This is a genomic window from Alteromonas sp. G4i35 (assembly GCF_054960375.1).
Map to the genome: position 1 here is coordinate 49990 of NZ_JBHNZD010000010.1, position 19204 is coordinate 69193.

17 protein-coding genes are annotated in these 19204 nt (G+C 46.3%); 8 read left to right on the top strand and 9 right to left on the bottom strand.

Annotation, left to right across the window (positions count from 1 at the left end; translation table 11 throughout):
* Nucleotides 1-221: 221 nt before the first annotated feature.
* Complete coding sequence (locus ACFI6L_RS07885) at nt 222-1010, top strand: restriction endonuclease (protein ID WP_462573729.1); 789 nt, start codon at nt 222-224, stop codon at nt 1008-1010.
* 72 nt (nt 1011-1082) lie between these two features.
* Here ACFI6L_RS07885 and ACFI6L_RS07890 read toward each other — a convergent pair whose 3' ends face one another.
* A complete protein-coding gene (locus tag ACFI6L_RS07890) occupies nt 1083-1511 on the bottom strand; it encodes a hypothetical protein (RefSeq protein WP_462573730.1) in 429 nt (142 codons plus the stop codon).
* 266 nt (nt 1512-1777) lie between these two features.
* On the opposite strand from ACFI6L_RS07890, the gene ACFI6L_RS07895 reads away from it, so the two are divergent.
* From ACFI6L_RS07895 to ACFI6L_RS07905, 3 genes are all read left to right on the top strand, one after another.
* Nucleotides 1778-3871 (top strand): TonB-dependent siderophore receptor, encoded by a 2094-nt coding sequence (locus ACFI6L_RS07895; RefSeq protein WP_014947783.1) that lies wholly within the window; start codon nt 1778-1780, stop codon nt 3869-3871.
* 166 nt (nt 3872-4037) lie between these two features.
* Nucleotides 4038-4568 (top strand): hypothetical protein, encoded by a 531-nt coding sequence (locus ACFI6L_RS07900; protein ID WP_462573731.1) that lies wholly within the window; start codon nt 4038-4040, stop codon nt 4566-4568.
* Between the two features lie 3 nt (nt 4569-4571).
* Nucleotides 4572-5120, top strand: coding sequence for a hypothetical protein (locus ACFI6L_RS07905; protein ID WP_462573732.1), 549 nt, complete (start codon nt 4572-4574; stop codon nt 5118-5120).
* Nucleotides 5121-5193: 73 nt separating this feature from the next.
* Here the strand turns inward: ACFI6L_RS07905 and ACFI6L_RS07910 are convergent, their stop codons facing one another.
* A complete protein-coding gene (locus tag ACFI6L_RS07910; protein WP_462573733.1) occupies nt 5194-6414 on the bottom strand; it encodes an acyl-CoA dehydrogenase family protein in 1221 nt (406 codons plus the stop codon).
* A gap of 213 nt (nt 6415-6627) precedes the next feature.
* Between ACFI6L_RS07910 and ACFI6L_RS07915 the strand changes: the two genes are divergently transcribed.
* From ACFI6L_RS07915 to ACFI6L_RS07930, 4 genes are all read left to right on the top strand, one after another.
* The gene (locus tag ACFI6L_RS07915) at nt 6628-7551 is read left to right on the top strand and encodes a LysR family transcriptional regulator (RefSeq protein WP_075177690.1); all 924 of its coding nucleotides are present in this window, start codon (nt 6628-6630) and stop codon (nt 7549-7551) included.
* A 137-nt stretch (nt 7552-7688) separates the two neighbouring features.
* Entirely contained in the window at nt 7689-8450 is a 762-nt protein-coding gene (locus tag ACFI6L_RS07920; protein WP_014947788.1) for an MBL fold metallo-hydrolase, read from the top strand.
* Nucleotides 8451-8662: 212 nt separating this feature from the next.
* On the top strand, nt 8663-10048 hold the full coding sequence (locus tag ACFI6L_RS07925; protein ID WP_014947789.1) for a YcjX family protein: 1386 nt from the start codon (nt 8663-8665) through the stop codon (nt 10046-10048).
* A 2-nt stretch (nt 10049-10050) separates the two neighbouring features.
* On the top strand, nt 10051-11199 hold the full coding sequence (locus ACFI6L_RS07930) for a DUF697 domain-containing protein (protein WP_462573734.1): 1149 nt from the start codon (nt 10051-10053) through the stop codon (nt 11197-11199).
* A gap of 99 nt (nt 11200-11298) precedes the next feature.
* Here the strand turns inward: ACFI6L_RS07930 and ACFI6L_RS07935 are convergent, their stop codons facing one another.
* The 7 genes from ACFI6L_RS07935 to thiC form a co-directional block, all read right to left on the bottom strand.
* Nucleotides 11299-12525, bottom strand: a complete 1227-nt coding sequence (locus ACFI6L_RS07935) for a threonine/serine exporter family protein (RefSeq protein WP_131137846.1) — start codon at nt 12523-12525, stop codon at nt 11299-11301.
* A 228-nt stretch (nt 12526-12753) separates the two neighbouring features.
* Nucleotides 12754-13887, bottom strand: coding sequence for a 2-iminoacetate synthase ThiH (gene thiH, locus ACFI6L_RS07940; protein WP_462573735.1), 1134 nt, complete (start codon nt 13885-13887; stop codon nt 12754-12756).
* Nucleotides 13884-14654 (bottom strand): thiazole synthase, encoded by a 771-nt coding sequence (locus ACFI6L_RS07945; protein WP_462573736.1) that lies wholly within the window; start codon nt 14652-14654, stop codon nt 13884-13886. The genes thiH and ACFI6L_RS07945 overlap by 4 nt, the downstream gene beginning before the upstream one ends.
* Nucleotide 14655: 1 nt before the next feature.
* A complete protein-coding gene (thiS, locus tag ACFI6L_RS07950; protein ID WP_014947794.1) occupies nt 14656-14865 on the bottom strand; it encodes a sulfur carrier protein ThiS in 210 nt (69 codons plus the stop codon).
* Nucleotides 14862-15656, bottom strand: a complete 795-nt coding sequence (locus ACFI6L_RS07955) for a HesA/MoeB/ThiF family protein (RefSeq protein WP_462573737.1) — start codon at nt 15654-15656, stop codon at nt 14862-14864. Before ACFI6L_RS07955 ends, thiS begins: the two co-directional genes overlap by 4 nt.
* Nucleotides 15649-17250, bottom strand: a complete 1602-nt coding sequence (gene thiE, locus ACFI6L_RS07960) for a thiamine phosphate synthase (RefSeq protein ID WP_462573738.1) — start codon at nt 17248-17250, stop codon at nt 15649-15651. Before thiE ends, ACFI6L_RS07955 begins: the two co-directional genes overlap by 8 nt.
* Nucleotides 17247-19157, bottom strand: a complete 1911-nt coding sequence (gene thiC / locus ACFI6L_RS07965) for a phosphomethylpyrimidine synthase ThiC (RefSeq protein ID WP_462573739.1) — start codon at nt 19155-19157, stop codon at nt 17247-17249. The genes thiE and thiC overlap by 4 nt, the downstream gene beginning before the upstream one ends.
* Nucleotides 19158-19204 lie beyond the last annotated feature (47 nt).

Consider the following 19204-nt stretch of genomic DNA (forward strand, 5'->3'; position numbering starts at 1 on the left):
GCTAAACCACACCTAAAGAGTATTACTAATAGGTTGCGTTTAGACTTTCGTATAATCTACATTACTGTCATTATTTTTTCTATTGTTAATCGATAGTTAGAGTATAAGCAACACTTTAGTTAGTAATTCAGCGCGCTCACTATTGTCAGTTTAAGTACTTAGTACCGCTTACAGGTGATTCTTCTTTAGCCAAATTACTATGAATTTACTTAGGTCTATATATGAGCAAATTAACCATTGTTGAGGCAGCTGAAACGGCATTAAAAATCTTGGATGCCCCAAGTTCAGTTAAACAAGTGTATGCCAAAATACTAGAAAGGTCGCTTTATAAGTTTGGCGCACAAGACCCTGTTAGCGTTTTGAGAATTCAAATGGAACGACATTGTGTTGAGACGTCATGGGCAAGTGATGCGAAAGTTAAACGCTTCAGGAAAAATGAAGCTGGGCTTTTTTCGAATATTGAAAGCGGTAATCTTCGAGCAAAGAATAGAACGGTACAAGAAGTAAAAATCGATGACCTAACCTTAATAAATCAACTCGCTCAAAAACTAAAGAATAATACTATTCGGCACATTATCGACCACCTATATGGATTAGAGCCCGAGGATTTTGAGTCTTTCTGCCAGAGATTTCTAGAGCGCTACGGTTTTGAGAACATGACTGTTACTAAAAAAGGCAGAGACGGTGGAATAGACGTAAGAGGCTATTTAGAGGTTGGTATTTCTCAGCTGCACGTCGCAGCACAATGTAAACGGTATAAGCGAAACAATAAAGTAACTCGACCTGAGATTTCACAGTTCAGAGGCGATATTCAAGGGGAGTATCAGCAGGGAATATTCATAACTACAAGTGAGTTCACTCAGGAAGCAAAGGATATTGCTTTTAAACGGGGGTGTGTACCAATAGTTCTTATCGACGGTGAAACGCTCGCTGAAATAATGATAGACAGAGAGATTGGTGTTGCCAAAAACAACATTCCGATTTATGACTTCGAGATAGATAGGGTTTAGAGCGTGTTTATTGTTTTATCGCAAATAATAACGTGAGAAGAACATCCTTGTTCTCGTTTTTGTCCGATTACGCTACTTAACTTCCAAGTATCTGTAGGTTTTGTATTCACTGTTACAGAATAAATCTACGTGTGAGTCGGCTATCACATTACCATCACCGTATAGGCCCCATGATTTGAAACCAGTGTAACCACCGAAGCTATTCTTAGCGTTCACATCAAAACAAACATATTGAATAGCGCCTTCTAAGAGTTCAGGGTTTTGTTTAACTGAATCTTTGGTAATTTCAGCTATGCGAATATTTCTATACTCCGCTGAGCTTGGGTCTTTAAGCACATAGGTCATTAACTCTTTTGTTTTTGAAATAATTTCGCTGTCGTCCATATTGTAAAAAACGTTATGGATAGGAGAAGTGAGATGTTTTGGTGTAGCAATACAGCCCGCTAAAAGAACAAGAGAAGAAACGCCTAGCGGTAGCTTAAAAAAAGAGCTGATTTTCAATTAGATACTCCACAAATTGAACGTGACAAAAATGGGCGCGGAGATTATCAGTATTTAATCGTATTGACTAGTAATTCAAGGCTAGGTTTATGCAGTAGTTCTCACAATATATTCAGCTACTTTCTTCATCTTGCCATAGTCTGGATGCCCCCTTGCAAAGCATGTTTGTAAATGGCAATAATTATCATTTAAATTAGCTTTAATTTATCTTATACTCCCCCGCCGTAAAGTTCTTAACCCTTCATAACCAAATAACAGAGAAAACCATGAAACTAAGCAGTTTATTTGCACTAACGCCTATCGCGTTTGCTTTGTCGGTAAATGCGCAAACAACTCAAAGCGATACAGTAGAAGTTAAAGAAGCAGACGTAGAAAAAATTCGTATTGTAGGTGTTCGCCAAAACCGTGTTAGCCGCGGTGCAACTGGCTTAACCATGGAAATCAGTGAAACGCCTCAGTCTATCAGTATTCTTTCTGAAGACCTTATGCAGTCGTTCGGTGCGTTCAATATTAACGACGCACTAAAGCTAGCACCAGGTATTAACGTAGAAGAGTGGGAAACTAACCGTACTAACTACACCGCACGTGGTTTTGAAATTAAAAACACCCAAATTGATGGTGTGGGCCTGCCTAACGACTGGGGTATTGTTACCGGTTCGGTTGAAGCTTACGGCTACGAAGAAATTGAAGTTATTCGTGGTGCGAACGGCCTGCTTACTGGTGTAGGCAACGCGTCAGGCACCATCAACTATGTGCGCAAGCGTCCTACTAACGAAGAAGGCGGCGAAGTGGGTGCAAGCATTGGCTCTTACAACTTCAAGCGCGTTCAGGGCGATTACTCTATGCTGCTTACAGAAGACGGCAGCTGGGCGGCGCGCGTAGTAGGTAGCTTTGAAGATAAAGAGTCTCACCTAGATGGTTTAGAAAACGATCGCGGCTTTGTATACGGCGTTATTGATGGTCAGCTAACTGATAACGCTACGATAACCTTCGGTTTGTCATACCAAGATGCCAATACCGACGGCAACACGTGGGGCGGGCTAGTATTCAACTATACCGACGGTACGCAAGCTGAGTGGGATATTAATGACACCACTACGCAAGAATGGACCAAGTGGGATACTGAAACCACTAACGCCTTTGTTGAGCTAGACTATGAGTTCGACAACGATTGGCAATTGCTACTTAGCTATAACTTCCGTGGTTACGAAGATGAAAGTAAGCTGTTTTATGCTTACGGTGCCATTGATAAAGAGACTGGCCTTGGCTTAGTTGGCTGGCCAGGTCGTTACGATTCTGAAATTGACTCTCACCTGTTAGAAGGCCGTGTATTCGGTGATTTCGAGCTGTTTGGTCGCAGCCATGAAGTTAACTTTGGTGTAAGTCACGCTACTAGCGACGACGTGTCTTTTGTTCATGCGTTTGACTACGCTACTACTCCTGCATACGGCCCAACACCTGCATTCCCGTACGGTTTGGATGCGATTGCTGAGCCAGAGTGGTTAGGTGTGTCTGAGTACTCAAATATTGAGCAAACACTAACACGTTACTTCGGCTCTGCTCGATTCAGCGTAACAGACGCAATGCACATCATTGCTGGTTTTAACGCGATCGACTTCGAGCGTACTGGCCAAAACGCGGGCGCGGTTATCGATAACTCAGAAAGCGAAGCCAGCCCTTATGTTGGTGCGACTTACGCGGTAACAGAAGATGTTAATGCGTATGTGAGCTACTCTGACGTATACCAGCCACAAGAACAGTATGACGTAAACGGCCAATACCTTGACCCAACTAAGGGTAAGAACTTTGAAGCGGGCTTCAAGGCACAGTGGTTCGACGACAGACTACTAACAACTTTCGCTTACTTCACCGCTGAACAAGATAACTTGGCAGCATATGCAGGTACTAACCCTGAAACCCTTCAGTACTACTACAAAGGCGTATCGGTAGAGTCTGACGGTTTTGAAATTGAGCTAGCGGGTCAGTTAACTGATGATCTGCGCATTAACGCGTCTTACACCAACATTGATGTAGAAGACGAGCAAGGTAACGACGCTAACCTATGGGCACCACGTGATGTAGTGACGTTCCAACTAGGTTACACCGTACCGCAAGCGCCAGAAATTGAAGTAGGTTTTGGCGGTAGATGGCAGTCTGAAATCAGCAACGTTGACTACAATGTTAAGCAGGGCGCTTACTTCTTAGGCAATGTTTATGCTTCACATGCGTTTACAGAAGATTTCACCGTTCGCATGAACATCAATAATATCTTCGACAAGAAGTACATTAACAGCCTACATACGGTTGGTTACTATGGTGCGGGGATCAACGCTCAGTTGAGTGCATCATATACGTTCTAATGTGAACCAAAACATGAATAATTAAAATGCGGCTTCGGCCGCATTTTTTGTTTGTGCTCCTTCTTAATGAAACAGTTTTCCTAGACTCTTAATTTAAATTTTTATTAATTGATTAAAATTAGACCAGTTGCTATTGTTTTAAAACGTTCAGAAGATGGAGTTTCAAATGAATAAACACTTAAACAAAGTGTTCCCAAATGCCGTTAAGTTGACAGTACTAACGTTAGGTATTTTTCTTGGCGGCCACATCGCCGCACATACCGATAAACAAAACTACGAAACAATTGACGTAGTGGGTGAGAAAACTTCTCCTCAACTGAAACGCGCATTCGACAAGCAACGTTTCGAGTTCCTAGAGTTGTATAACAGCATTAATGAGGTCGCAAAGTTCGACGTAATCTGTAAATACCACAAGCCAATTGGAAGCCAAATTGCCCGTAAAAGTTGCGAACCGCGTTATGTGAAAGACTTTCGTTCAATGATGATGCAAGTCTCGTCTACTGGCCCGGGGATCGATTTTAACCGCTTACCCAGCGATGACCATATTCGCTTTCTTACTAACGACACGAGAGAAGATGCTTTCGAGCATGTTGCAGCGTTGATTGCCACCCATCCAGAACTATTTGATAGCTTTACTAAACTAGACGCTATTCACCAGCGCATTGAGCAGCGTAAAGAAGAAGTTTACGAAGATTAATTCATGAAAATCACAGGAATTAAAATGAACCGTATTCTTAAAAAACATTTCACACTAAGCGCTGCTTTAGCGCTTTTTTCACTAACCAGTGGCCACGCATTGGCCCAGTTAGATAAGCAGAAAGTAGAGCGAATTGATGTTGTGGGGCAGAAAACAACGCCTCAACTCGTAACAGCTTTTGAGCAAGAGCGCTTTGCTTTTTTGGAACTCTACAACGAAATTAACGACGTTGCTAAGTTTGACATGATATGTCATCGCAGTAAGCCCACCGGCAGCCAAATTGTGCGTAAGCATTGCGAGCCTAGGTATTTGAAGTCTTACAGGGCTATGATGATACAAAAAGCCAGCAACACGTCGACTAGCGATAATACGTACATCAACTTTGGTCTATTACCTCATGATGACGACATTAAATTTCTTACCAAAAATACTCGCGAAGAAAATCACGACCATGTTGCAGCATTAATCGCAACACACCCAGAGTTATGGGAAAGCTTCAAAAAGCTTGATGCTATTCACCGTAAAATAAAGCAGCGGGAAGAAGGCAACTAGCGCTGTTTGATGCAGCTGTTTAACCTATAAAAAATGCGGCTTAATGAAGCCGCATTTTTTGTATTAATTATAACTACTGATATTTCTTAAGCTCTAGTCGTGACACCATGCCTTTATGCACTTCGTCAGGGCCATCAGCTAACCGAAGGGCTCTTGCACCAGCGGCAAATCGCGCTAGTGGGAAGTCGCTACACATACCCGCACCGCCGTGAATTTGTAGTGCCATATCTACCACGCTTTGTAGCATATTCGGCACCACCACTTTAATGGCTGAGATTTCGGTCATAGCGTGCTTTACGCCTAAGTTATCAATTTTCCAAGCGGCGTGGAGCGTGAGCAAACGCGCTTGCTCAATAGCCATGCGAGCATCGGCTACGCGTTCTAAGTTGCCACCCAAGCGTATGATTGGTTTACCAAACGCAACCCGTTCGTGACCGCGTTTAAGTGCAAGCTCTAGCGCTTTTTCTGCCATGCCGATAGCGCGCATGCAGTGGTGAATACGGCCTGGGCCCAAGCGCCCTTGTGCAATAGCAAAGCCTTTGCCTAACCCCATAATTAGGTTGTCTTTGCTCACGCGCACATTATCGAAATGCATCTCCCCGTGGCCGTAAGGCGCATCGTAATCGCCGTAGGCATCTAGCATGCGCTTAATGGTAATTCCAGGTGTATCAAGCGGCACTAAGACCATACTGTGGCGACTGTGCTTGTCGTTATCGGGGTTAGATAAGCCCATGAATATGGTTATAGCAGCATTAGGATGGCCTAACCCTGTCGACCACCACTTTTTACCGTTAATGACTACGTCATCGCCATCTTCAATAATGGTGGCGGCCATATTGGTGGCGTCAGACGAAGCAACATCAGGCTCTGTCATACCAAACACTGAGCGTATTTCACCTGCAAGCAATGGTTTAAGCCATTTCTCTTTTTGGGCGTCGTTGCCGAAGTGATACAGCACTTCCATATTGCCGGTATCAGGCGCATTACAGTTAAAAATCTCTGGTGCAAAGAGATATTTGCCCATGCGCTCTGCCATAGGCGCATATTCAAGCGTGGTAAGACCCTGGCCTAGCTCGGCATCGGGCAAAAACAGGTTGGCTAATCCTGCTTCACGCGCTTTAGCTTTAAGCGCTTCAGTTCCAGGGTGCAGCTTCCAGCTTTTCCAGTCGCCGTGATTATTCTCTTTGTGGTGAAAGTCGTAAACTTCATCTTCAATTGGCGCTATATGCTCGGCTATAAAATTATCGAGCTTCTCTAGCAACGCTTTGGTTTTGTCGTTATGTGAAAAATCCATAGGGCACCTTTTTACATTCGTTGAAATTGTACTAATTAAATATAGAGAGTATTTGCTTCGCATCTCACACTTGGGTCGCCGCAAGTTAAAATGTAGGGACTGTATCTAAAGCGTGCGATAACGGTTCGTTAAACGCATAGTAGAGAAAGTTGTTAAGTGAATGAAATGAAATATAATCCTTAAATGGTGTGAATCTCATTCATGGTGGTGGCAATGTTCGAAAATAGACAATTCGAGAAGTTGGATCTAAACCTGCTAAAGGTTTTTGAAGCGCTTTGGCAGCATAGGAATATGACCCGCGTAGCTGAAGCGCTTCACATTACGCCATCGGCCGTTAGCCATGCCATGCGCAGGTTTAGGGATATTTTGGGCGACCCACTTTTTGTTAAAGAAAAACAAAGCATGTTGCCTACTGCGGCCTGCGAACGGTTAGCGCCCGCTATTCTAAAAGCCTTAAGTGATATTCGAAAAGCATTGGGGGAGTTTGCCGACTTCGACCCGTTACACAGCCATCAGCGCTTTGTTATTGCCATGCAAGAGTCTCTTGAATTAGGCGTTTTACCTGTCCTGCTTTCAACCCTTGAAAAACAAGCACCTAATGTCGAAATAGTAAGCACTCGCTTACATCGAGATACAATGCTGGCAGACTTAACAAATCGAAACCTCCACCTTGTTATTGATATTGGTCGCGCTGTTGCTGCGCCCATCTCTCACTCACTATTGCGCCGCGACACCTACAAGGTGCTTATGAATAAGCAAAACCCGCTGGCACAAAATATAGATAAGAAAAAGTATGTGGCGGCACGCCATATAACGGTGTCGAACCGGGCAAAAGGGGCGTCGGTAGAAGAAATTGCGCTGCAGCAACTAGGTATAAGCCGTCCTTCATTATGGCGTTGCCAAAACTATCGCGCCGCGGCAGATGTGGTGGCTAGCACTAACGCTTTGTTAACTTTGCCAGGCTCTGTGGCTGATGCGGTAAGCGATGATAACCTGATTAGCACCAAACTGCCGTATCAGCTTCCCGCGTTGGAAACACACCTTTACTGGCATAGCCAGCAGGAAGGCGAGCCCGGGCTAATGTGGTTACGCAATTTAATGCTACACTTGTTCGCTGAATCTGGTCTTACCAGATAGGTTCTGATAGGATTCAGCGCTATAGGCATTATCACGCAGCTCACACTTTGCCAGCGATTAGCGGGGTTTAGTGCTAGTGTACATGAGGTATGTCAGATACCACGGTTGGCGCGCGTTTTGGTGAAAAGGAAGCAGTAATGAATATTCACACACTTGCAGGCTACATACAGCATATTTATCTTGTTGAAGACAGCAAGGGGTTACTATTGCTTGATGGCTGTAGCCGCGCCGATGTAGACAACGTGTGTCGATACATTACGCAAACCTTAGGTCGTCCGTTAAGTGACTTAAAGCTGATTGTGGTTACACACATGCACCCAGATCACGCCGGAGGCGCCATTAAACTGCGTGAACGTACTGGTGCGCAGGTGGCATCTCACCCCAAAGCCATTAATTGGTATGCTGGATTTGCTGGGCGTACTGCTCACGGCATAGATTTGTTGCTAACCTGGTGGGTGGCCAATCGTATTGGCAAGCCAAGAATGCCCATTTGGTACAACCCAATACTAGCGCCAGACATGACGCTTGCCGACAATCAGTTACTGCCCGGTTTTCCTGACTGGCAGGTTATGTACACGCCGGGTCATACCGACCACGATTTAACGCTTAAGCACATTCCCACGCAGCAGGCTTACATTGCCGATGTATTGGTACAGGTGAAAGGTGAACTAGTACCGCCATATCCGTTATGTCACCCAAACCAATATCGCGAAAGCTTAAAGAAGCTGGCCCAGTCACATATTGATACATTCTTTTGTGCTCACGTTCCGCCCACCAAAAAGTCGGATATCGATTTTGAACACGTTATTGAAAACGCGCCGCGCAAACCTAAGAATCACTGGCATTCCAGTAAAAATCGCATAAAGAAAAAGCTATTCAATAAGACTCGCGAGCATTAGTTTATTAGCCGTCGTTAGCGTTACTTATTTACGAAGCGGCGTGTTTAGCTGGCACTGCCCTTGCTTTTCCCCCTTAATAACCACATTAATCCTATAGGCATATCTATAATAACGAGAGGGCAATAATGTATAGGCCGCACTCTCTGGATATTATTTTTAAAGGTTTAGGTTTAAGGGAATAGGAACTGCAAAGGCAGAATACAAACAAAATAATGCAAAAAAATATCGCTACGCTTTTTGACAAGACTCGGGCAATGGCGTCGCTAACTGGCGACAAACTTAGCAGTGTGTTTAACAAAGAAACTCACAGATTCACCATTACCGGGCTAAGTCGAAGCGGTAAATCTATGCTGTTCACCAGCCTTATCACTATGCTGAAAAGCCGTAGTGAAGAGGGCTATGCGTGTTTGCCTTTGCTACGTTATTTGCCGCCATCCCAAGTGCTTGATATGCGCATAGAGCCCATTGAAGGCTACAAACCGTTCCCGCATATACAGAACATTGCTGATCTTGAAAACGGCCAATGGCCTAAAGCCACCGAAGAAGCATTCGGTTTTAAGCTGGTGGTGCGTTTAAAAGAAACCGCCTCATTGAAGCGTCATGTACTGCCTCATAGCGATGTGGTGTTTGAGTTTATCGATTACCCTGGAGAATGGGTGACCGACATTCCCATGCTAAGTAAAACCTATGCTCATTGGTCAGACTCTGCGTGGGCTCAGCTTAGCAGTGGGCCGCAGCAATATTTTGCCAACCAGTGGAAAGCGTTTGTTAATCAGTTTGATTTTGAGCAAGAGCCAACCGAACAACGTATTCAGCTGCTGGTTAATGCCTATCGCGATTATTTAGTAGACGCGAAGGCCAACGGCATATCTCTTCTTCAACCGGGCAGTTTTTTATTGGAATCGAGCGACTTCGATTGGCAGGCCTTTGGCTTTACACCGCTTCCGTCTAGCATCACCAGCGATGTATCACATCCTTGGTTTAAAATATTCGACAAGCACTTTGCTAAATTCCAAAGTGGGTGGTTAACGCCGCTGAAGCAGTCCATTTTCAAAGAAACCGACAAGCAAATTATTCTAGTCGATTTGTTTGAAGGGCTTAACCACAGCAGACAGCATTTGTATCAGTTAAAGGAAACTCTTAGTCATCTGGCCGACACCTTTGTGTACGGGCAAAGCACGTGGTTTTCACGCAATGTGCTGAAAAAGGAACAAATAGGCAGAGTTGCGTTTGTGGCCACTAAGTCTGATTTAGTGCCTGTAAGTCAGCGCGCTAACTTACTTAATTTACTTACCCAGATAACCGAAGGGGCGAGAGCACGGTTTGACGGTAAACCCATACAATTCGAGCATTTTTTAGTGTCTAGCATGCAAGTAACCGACGAAGGTAGTAACGACGATGCTATTCGTTATAAAGACACTGATGGCCGCTATGTAGAATCTACGTTCGAACCTATTCCCAGCACACTGAAAGAGATGGAAGAGGGCAGCCATTTTCCAGTACCTGATGTGAGTGTGCCTAGCGATTTTAAGGCGCGTATTTTAGCGGGTAAGGGCGTAGATAGATTGCTTCAGTTTTTACTGGGCAAAGGAGAGTAAGAATGAGCGATAAACCTTATACATTTGACGAAAGCCCAGAACAAACAAGCCAGTCTACGCTTAGAAGCGATGCAATTTACGGCGATGTCGGTGAGGAAGATCAGCATAATGCGGTGACTGGATATGGTAAACCTAATAATAACCATGAAAGGGATGCGGTAACAAAACCACAGTACAAAACTAAAGTTAAAACACAAACCTTAGACATAGCGCAGCCTGAAACCAAACTTCCGCAACAAGTTACCGAGGATGTATGGGAAGTGGATACAAAAAAAGGTGGCCTGTCGTTAGGTGCGGCAACATTAGGGTTTGGCGTGGTTTCATTAATTGGATTTTTCGTATTTGAAGCTTATACCACCCTTGCGGCAAACGTTTCCGAGCACCCCATCGGTACAGGTGTACTAGGCGCGCTATTAGTTGGGTTTGTTAGCTGCTTTAGCTTTTTGAGTTTTAAAGAGTGGAGAGGCTACAAGCAAGTAAATACGGCGATGGAAGATGCAAGCGTTATCCGAGATTTGCTGGCTAGCAAGGGAGCAGAGCCTTCAGCGAAACAAAAGCCATCAGCGGGAGGAGAGCCTTCAGCGCAAAAGGAGCCTTCAGCGAAACAAAATCCATCAGCGGGAACAGAAGCATCGCCACAGAAAATTGATCGCGTGCTAAGCCAGCACGGCAAACGCTTTTCGCGAGGGTCTTACGCGGCGCATTGTTTCGACCGTTATAAGCAGCAGCTTCAAGACGATATGTCAGGCCCAGAACGATTAGGCCTGTACGAAGACACGGTACTAAAACCTGTTCAGGAAAAGGCGCACAAGGTGCTGAATAAAGAGTCGGTGACCGCCGGAAGCCTTGCGTTTATAAGCCCAAATAATCTTATTCAAACTTTCGCTGTGGTATGGATTAGCTTTCGTACCATTCGTCGAATGGCCCGCGTGTATGGACTAAGGCCAAGTACAGCAGGGAACTGGAAGTTATTAAAAGTGTTGGCGCAAAACATTGCGGCGCAAGGCGTGTTTGACTTAGCTACCGACGAAGTTGCCAATCAAATTGGCGGTAGCTTGTCGGCGAAGTTTATGGAAAATTCAGCTGAAGCGATTGCTGCGGGCGCGCTCAACGCTCGTTTAGGACGAGCGTTGATCAAGTTGCTTAAATAGCGCGTCTTGCCTGCTTGTTAGGCTGCGCTATTGATTTTGCGCAGCCTAACTACAACAACAGTGTGTTAGCGAAAGCCCCAAAAGGTTGCAGTCATTACGTTATAGCGCCTTTTTAGTGGGCACCACCACGTTAGCAAAGATTAATCCCGCCACTAGCGACATAAAGATAAGAAATACTTCCTGTCCCAAATGGTCTGCCTTCACAAAGTCTTGGCCCGTCATAAACGAGTTCAAGCCAATATAGGTCTTAGACCCCGGCACCAGCACTATAAGTCCGTGCATAGCCACAATGGTCGCGGGCTGATTAGCAATGCGGGTGAACGCATTCGCAAAAATGCCTAATGCAAATGCACCCACGAACGCGCCCAGCCCAGGGCTCATGTAATCAGAGCTCCATGCGGTAGCACTGTAGGCAATAAATGCTGCTGCCAATGCCCATGGAATGTGTTTAATACGCGTTCTGAATATTGCAACTAGGGCAATACACAGCAAGAATACCGCTAGCCAAGTAGCCCAGTAAGGCAGCGATTCTGCAGGGGTATACACGTTTTCACCAAATGCACTAAAGCCCACTGACACACCCAAAAAAGCACCGAAATACAGCTTAAACAGCTGCATGATGGCGTCCATAGTACGAGCCGTGCCCGACACCATGTTTCGCGATGAAAGTTCGGCAAGGCCCATTGTCAGCGCTAGTCCGGGTACAAATACAATGACCGATGAAAGCACAACCAGCGGAATGTTAATGCCAGGGTCAACGTATTGACCAATAGCACAGGCAAGAATGCCGCCAACGAACGCGGTGACAGGCTCTAGCATCAAGTTTACGCGTTTAGACTGCTGTGCCCATAAGGTCCAAAGATAAGCCACTATACCCAAGGCACCCGACCAGCCAATTTCACTCCAGCTTGCACCCATTAGCATAGCAAACGCGCCGGTGGCCATAGCAAAGGCAACGCCAGTAACCCATTTGCCATAAGGGCTGCCCATGGCATCTATTTCATTTAAGCGCTTGTCAGCTTCACTTAAAGTTAATTTGCCCGTCAGCAGTTCGCTGGCCAGTTCATCGGTAAGCGACAACGCGTTCATGTCTAGCTCGCCTGGAAGCAAACGCGCAGCGTGGTTATATTCGTCTTCGTGGCGGTCACTCCAGATAACAAAAGTCAGTGAAGTTGGCGTTGAAATAAATGAAGCGTGTACGCCTAAATACTTAGCGACTTCACCTAGGTAAGCTTCAAGACGGAACGCAGGGGTACCGTACTTGTGCAGCATTTTGCCTAACTTCACTATAAATCTACGAATTTGAATAAATTCAACGGTATCCAACGCACTGCCCTTTAGTTTTGATAAATCTAATATGAGATAAATGAGACAAAAAAGCCAGACGCATAGGTAAAGTGTCTGGCTAAAATTTGGGCGGATTGTACGGAGGGTTTTGCACGAAAGCAAAACAAATTTTCTCTTATTTTCCCTTACAAAAACTAATCGATTAATCCATTAAAAGTGCGCTCTTTAGCGCGAGTTTTCAAACGAAAAATACAGGTATTCTTGCGCTTAAACACGTTCTGTAAACGGCATCCAGTCTTTCCAAACGGGTTCCAGTCCTTTCATTGAAAGTGCGCTCACGACATCTGATACAGATCGGTTATCGTCAATATCGAATTGATTTAGTGCCTTCGATGGGGCGCTGTAACCGCCAGGCTGTGTTTGCGACGCTGCACTCATAGACGTTATGCCAAGCGGTATTACGCCATCCCGAAATACTGCCGACTCTCGGGTAGACAGCGAGAGTTCTGCTTGTGGGTTAAAAATGCGGTGGGCGCATATTAGCTGCAGCAGATCTCGCTCGTTAGGGAGTTTACTGTTGGTGAGGGAGTTGCCGCCAGTGCTGTTACCTTCACAGCTACGAAGGCGCGGAAAAGCAATAGATACACGGCTTTGCCAGTAGTGTTGCTGTATTAACTTGCCGTGAAGGGCGGTCATGGCGCTATCAACCCGCCAGTCGCCTAAACCCAGTAGTGCGCCAATGCCTATTTTATCAATGCCGGCTTTCCCTATGCGATCGCTGGCTTCTAAGCGCCATAAGAAGTCCTGTTTTTTACCTCGAGTATGGTAATTAGCGTAATGCTGCGGTGAGTAGGTTTCTTGATACACTAACACTGCGTCTAAGCCCAGGTGCTTCAAGGTTTCATATTGTTCGCGCTTTAAAGGCTGTACCTCCATCATAAGGTAGCTCACTTTTTCGCGAACGGCGCTTAGGGTTTGCTCAAAATAATCCATACCCACTTTAGTTTCGTGCTCGCCAGTAACCAGCAATACCTGTGAAAAACCTAAATCTTTAATGGCTTCAATTTCGGTTAATACTTCGCTTATAGACAGGGTTTTGCGCTTTATTTTGTTACTCATGGTAAAGCCGCAATAGGTGCATTCGTTGGCACACAAGTTTGACAAATACAAAGGTACAAACAGCTGCATGGTGTTGCCAAAGCGATGGCGAGTCATTGCTTTAGCGCGATAGGCCATGGCTTCTAAGTACATAGCGCCAGCGGGAGAGATCAGCGCCATGAAGTCGTCTAAAGAAAGTGTATCTTTATCTAGCGCTCGTTCTACGTCGCCTGCTGTTTTGCTGTTTATCGACATAGCCACATGCGACAAGTCTTGCTGCATTAATGCCTGCGCTACCTTCATACCGCCGGCTCCAAAAAGGCGGTAAGCGGGCTAGAGGCTTGGGCAAAACTGCTGGTAGCACCAAGTCCAGCTTCAAAAGCATTTCGCCCCGTTTCTACGGCGCTTGCGAAAGCTGCTGCCATAGCAACTGGGTTCTTAGCGGTGGCGATGGCCGTATTCACCAGTACTGCGTCTACTCCCAGTTCCATGGCCGCCATAGCTTCGCTTGGCTTACCAATGCCTGCATCTACAATGACGGGTATCGACGCTTGCTCAACAATAATTTGCAAAAAGGGTTTGGTTTGTAATCCCTGATTGCTCCCAATTGGCGCGCCCAATGGCATAACGGCAGCGCAGCCTACCTCTTCTAAGCGTTTACATAAAACGGGGTCTGCTCCGCAGTAGGGCAAAACGTGAAACCCTTTTTTAACCAGTGCCTCTGCGGCAAGAAGGGTTTCGATGGGGTCGGGCAACAAGTAGCGTTGGTCTGGGTGAATTTCCAGCTTCACCCAAGGGCTACCTAATGCTTCGTATGCAAGTTCGGCGGCGAATATGGCTTCTTTTGCGTTCTTCGCTCCCGACGTATTCGGCAAAAGAGTAACGCCCAATGCTTTTAATGCCGAAAGCGTTTCATCTTGTGAGCTATGGCTGGCGACACGCTTCATTGCCAAGGTCACCATGCTGCTCTTGGCTGCCTGTACCGCGCTTTTCATGGTGTCTAGGTTACTAAATTTGCCAGTGCCAGTTAACAGGCGGGAAGGGAAGGTGTGATTTGCGAGTGTTAGCATTTTAGCCTCCTGCCACTAGGGTGAAGATATCCACGGTATCGTTGTTACTTAAGTAGGTTGTTGGCCATTCATTCTTGCTGATAATGGCGGCATTTTTGGCAACGGCGGTGCCTTCGTCTTTCAATTGTTTAAGAGCAATTAATTCACTAAGTGATATAGGAGAAATCACGCTCATTGGTTGATTGTTCACGTTGATATTAATTTGGGTCATTGGCATACCTCACAAGAAGAAGAGGGGGGAAGCTTGAAACTTTGCAGCGTACCTTGGCCTGCGTGGGCGTTTACGTAATGGCCCCATTTAATATCGGCATCGAAGCCCCTTGCCAGAAATAACAAGGCTTGGGTAGCTTGGTGGCATGCTGCCATGCCTACTACTGGGCCTAGTACACCTTTGCTAACGCAATCTCCGCGTATGGCAACATTATTCACTAAACACTCGTAGCAACCGCAGGTGGCTGAGTTTTGAGGCAAGTTCAGCGCTTGCCAGGTAAGCCCACTGGCTGCTGCAATAAAAAGCGGAATAGAGGCGCGAAACGAGGCCAGGTTTATCTGTCTTCGTACCGTAACGTTGTCGGTGCAATCCAGCACGCAGGTGGCTGATGCAATTAACGTTGGTAAGTTGTTACTATCAGCAAATAAACTTTTAAACTGTATGTTTAAATGCGAGTTCACTTTACGCAGTTCATTGTAAAGCGACTTGGCTTTTAGCTCGCCTAGGTGCATTTCGTTGTAGCTTATCTGGCGCTGCAAATTACTAATGTCGACGGTGTCACCATCTATAAGTGTAATGTTGCCCACGCCTGCGCCTGCTAAATAGCGGGCGGTTAAGCTGCCTAATCCACCTAAGCCAACGATAACGGCGTGTGCACTCGACAAATAAAGCTGTCCGTCATGATCAATGCAATCAAGTAAGAGTTGTCTGCTGTAGCGACGTATATCCTGATGCGCTAACTGCTGGCCTACTGAGTGACTAAGTGAATGAGTAGCTGAATGACTAAGCAAACCCAGCCTCCTCAACCAATGCTTGGTAGGCTTTTAGCGGGTGTTCTGCCTGAGTGATTGCACTTACCACAGCAATGCCGCTAACGCCGGTTTTAGCTACATTGCCTATACGCGATAAGTTAATACCACCAATAGCAACGGTGGGAATGCCATCGCAAAGCTGCACATACTTTTCTAAACGTGCTACACCTTGGGGCTTCGAAGGCATGTCTTTGGTATTGGTGGGGAAGATATGACCAAGGGCAATGTAAGACGGGTTTAAAGCGCGAACACGTTGAATTTCAGCGAAGCCGTGCGTTGATATTCCAAGCCGTAAACCCGCACTACGGATGGCGTTTAGGTCTGCGGTGTCGATATCCTCTTGTCCTAAATGCACACCGTAAGCCCCGAGTTCTATGGCCAGCTCCCAATAGTCATTAATGAATAATTGGCAGTCGGTGTGTTTCACCAATTCTATTGCCTCTTTTATTTGCTGACGAATGTCTTCTTGGGAGCCTTGTTTAACCCGCAGCTGCATGATTTTTACGCCCGTTGGCCAGAGACGGGCTATCCATTGCACGCTATCCACTACAGGGTAGATGCCTAAATGAGTATGAGTAAGTGCAGGAAAGTGGCCTTCTTTACAAGACGAGGCTTCAAGAAGGGTATCCTTATCCCGCTCTTTTTCATTGGCAGTGGCACCACGTTGGTGAAAGGTCACCAGCGGAAAGCTCTCTGGTTTTGTGGGAAAGCCGTTGGTTCGTGCAAAGAAGGCGGTTAATTCGTTACTTATGGCGTTTGCATTAGCCGCTGCGCATTGCTTTGGTAGCGTATGGCCACGAACTTCGCTGACGTAAGCATTAGCAAGCGTAAGTGCGTCTTCAATGCAGTAGTCGTGCACAATGAATGCCGCTACTGCGCTGGCTAACATGCAGCCTGTGCCGCGAAGGTTGCCGTTAGCGTATTTCGGCTGGCTAAAACGAAGAGTGTGAGAGGCACAAACAAAAATATCGCTCACGTTTTTTTGCCAGTGGGCGTGACCGCCCTTAACGTAAACGCTCTTTGCGCCTTTACCCCTTAGCCGATTTGTTGCATTTAGCAAGCTCGCTTCATCAACAACTGGCAAATGGGTGAGCCACGCAAGCTCATCGATATTTGGCGTAACGATATCTACCGTATTCAACAGTTCGTCAACTACGCTTTCGCTTAACTCACTCAGCACGCCACCTGACGAAGTAGACAATACAGGGTCCCATACAACGAAGGGGCGAGGGTTAGATGTTTTTTGAATGCGTGCACACAACAACAGCGCTTGCTCATCATTAGCAATAGCGCCAATTTTAATAGCGCGTGGCGGGGTATCTTCAAACAGCACCTGCCACTGCTGATTTAATGCCGACGCGCACATGCTTTCCTTACTAAGCATGATTGAGTTGGATTGCACGGTAAGTTGTGTAGTGAGCACACAAGCGTGGATGTTCAGATCGGCCAATGTAATGGCGTCGCGGGTAACGCCCGCACCACCGCTACAGTCAACGCCTCCCACACACCACACTACAGGAAGTGCAGTGGTGAGGTTGTTGGATGCAGGGCTTATGGACGCTTTCGCCATCATGGTAGCTCTACCTTGCTATCTGCAGTGTGATAAAGTTCTGCGCCAGACTGATTGAATGCCTGGGCCATGTCTTTCATGCCTTTTTCTTTCTCAAACTCTTGCTGCTGTGCTTGTTTAGCCACATCGCGCACTTCCTGAGAAATTTTCATGCTGCAAAATTTAGGGCCGCACATAGAGCAGAAATGCGCAACTTTGCCAGACGCCTGCGGCAAGGTTTCATCGTGATAAGCGCGCGCGGTATGCGGGTCGAGAGCTAAATTGAACTGGTCTTCCCACCTGAATTCAAAGCGTGCTTTCGACATGGCGTTGTCGCGAATTTGTGCACCTGGGTGTCCTTTTGCCAAGTCGGCAGCGTGGGCTGCAATTTTGTAGGTGATCAGCCCCTGTTTAACGTCTTCTTTATTAGGTAGGCCCAAATGCTCTTTAGGTGTTACATAGCACAGCATTGCGCAGCCATACCAACCAATCATGGCGGCACCTATACCTGAAGTGAAGTGGTCATAGCCAGGAGCGATATCGGTGGTGAGGGGGCCAAGGGTATAAAACGGTGCTTCGTGGCAGTGCTTAAGCTGCTCTTCCATGTTCGCTTTAATCATATGCATTGGCACATGCCCCGGGCCTTCAATCATTACCTGAACATCGTACTCCCATGCAATTTTCGTCAGCTCACCAAGGGTGCGTAGCTCAGAGAATTGCGCGTCGTCGTTAGCGTCAGCTACGCTACCAGGGCGCAGGCCATCACCTAGCGACAGCGCCACATCGTACTTAGCGCAAATTTCGCAAATATCATGAAAGTGCTCATACAGAAAGCTTTGTTGGTGGTGGCTTAAGCACCACTTTGCCATTATCGAACCGCCGCGCGATACAATGCCGGTTACCCGCTTTGCGGTAAGGTGTACGTACTCAAGCAGCACGCCAGCGTGAATGGTGAAGTAGTCTACGCCTTGTTCGGCTTGCTCAATTAGGGTGTCTTTAAACATCTCCCACGTTAAATCTTCGGCTACACCGTTTACTTTTTCTAGCGCTTGATAGATGGGCACGGTGCCAAGAGGAACAGGACTGTTTCGCAGCAGCCACTCTCGGGTTTCGTGAATGTTTCTGCCGGTAGATAAATCCATGATGGTATCGGCGCCCCAGCGCGTTGACCACACCAGCTTTTCTACCTCTTCTTCAATAGACGAGGTGACTGCTGAATTACCAATGTTTGCGTTAATCTTTACTAGAAAGTTACGCCCTATAATCATTGGTTCCAACTCGGGGTGATTGATGTTGCATGGAATAATGGCGCGGCCTGCGGCCACTTCCTGGCGTACAAATTCAGGCGTGATGGTATCGGGTAAATTCGCACCAAAGTGTTCGCCTTTGTGCTGCTGCGTCAGTTCGGCATCTTTAATGGCCTGGCGACCCATATTCTCGCGAATGGCAATGTATTCCATTTCAGGAGTAATAATGCCCTGTCTTGCGTAGTGAAGCTGGGTTACGTTTTTGCCTGCTTTTGCTTTTAGTGGTTTGCGGCTGCGAATAAAGCGGAAATCTTCGGTAAATATGTCGTTTTCTCGCTCTTTTGCAAAGCTTGACGAAACGCCCTCTAATTCAAGGGTATCGCTACGCTCTTCAATCCACTTTTGGCGAAGTGAGCTTAAACCTTTGTGTACATCTATGTTTTCTTGTGGGTCGCCATAAGGGCCAGAGGTGTCGTACACAGGAATGGGCGGATTCGGTTCTAAAATAGGGTTGTTTTCAGTACCACCCACTAAACTGTCGTGTTGGTGAATAAGGCGCATGGCCACACGAATATCGTCACGGCTGCCACACTCGTAGTGGCGTGTTGAATTTGGGTAAGCTTCGCCCGCAAGTTCATTAATGAATTGTTGTGCTTGTTGGCGCTGTTCGCGTCTGTTCGACATAGCATTTTACCTTGTAAATTTAGGTTCTAAAAATGCTTGTCAGGAGT

What these genes read in the sequence shown, in the direction of transcription:
- ACFI6L_RS07885 (WP_462573729.1), top strand. Translation starts at nt 222, where the DNA reads ATGAGCAAATTAACCATTGTTGAGGCAGCTGAAACGGCATTAAAAATC.
- ACFI6L_RS07895 (WP_014947783.1), top strand. Translation starts at nt 1,778, where the DNA reads ATGAAACTAAGCAGTTTATTTGCACTAACGCCTATCGCGTTTGCTTTG.
- ACFI6L_RS07900 (WP_462573731.1), top strand. Translation starts at nt 4,038, where the DNA reads ATGAATAAACACTTAAACAAAGTGTTCCCAAATGCCGTTAAGTTGACA.
- ACFI6L_RS07905 (WP_462573732.1), top strand. Translation starts at nt 4,572, where the DNA reads ATGAAAATCACAGGAATTAAAATGAACCGTATTCTTAAAAAACATTTC.
- ACFI6L_RS07910 (WP_462573733.1), bottom strand. Translation starts at nt 6,414, where the DNA reads ATGGATTTTTCACATAACGACAAAACCAAAGCGTTGCTAGAGAAGCTC.
- ACFI6L_RS07915 (WP_075177690.1), top strand. Translation starts at nt 6,628, where the DNA reads ATGTTCGAAAATAGACAATTCGAGAAGTTGGATCTAAACCTGCTAAAG.
- ACFI6L_RS07920 (WP_014947788.1), top strand. Translation starts at nt 7,689, where the DNA reads ATGAATATTCACACACTTGCAGGCTACATACAGCATATTTATCTTGTT.
- ACFI6L_RS07925 (WP_014947789.1), top strand. Translation starts at nt 8,663, where the DNA reads ATGCAAAAAAATATCGCTACGCTTTTTGACAAGACTCGGGCAATGGCG.
- ACFI6L_RS07930 (WP_462573734.1), top strand. Translation starts at nt 10,051, where the DNA reads ATGAGCGATAAACCTTATACATTTGACGAAAGCCCAGAACAAACAAGC.
- thiH (WP_462573735.1), bottom strand. Translation starts at nt 13,887, where the DNA reads ATGAAGGTAGCGCAGGCATTAATGCAGCAAGACTTGTCGCATGTGGCT.
- ACFI6L_RS07945 (WP_462573736.1), bottom strand. Translation starts at nt 14,654, where the DNA reads ATGCTAACACTCGCAAATCACACCTTCCCTTCCCGCCTGTTAACTGGC.
- thiS (WP_014947794.1), bottom strand. Translation starts at nt 14,865, where the DNA reads ATGACCCAAATTAATATCAACGTGAACAATCAACCAATGAGCGTGATT.
- thiE (WP_462573738.1), bottom strand. Translation starts at nt 17,250, where the DNA reads ATGATGGCGAAAGCGTCCATAAGCCCTGCATCCAACAACCTCACCACT.
- thiC (WP_462573739.1), bottom strand. Translation starts at nt 19,157, where the DNA reads ATGTCGAACAGACGCGAACAGCGCCAACAAGCACAACAATTCATTAAT.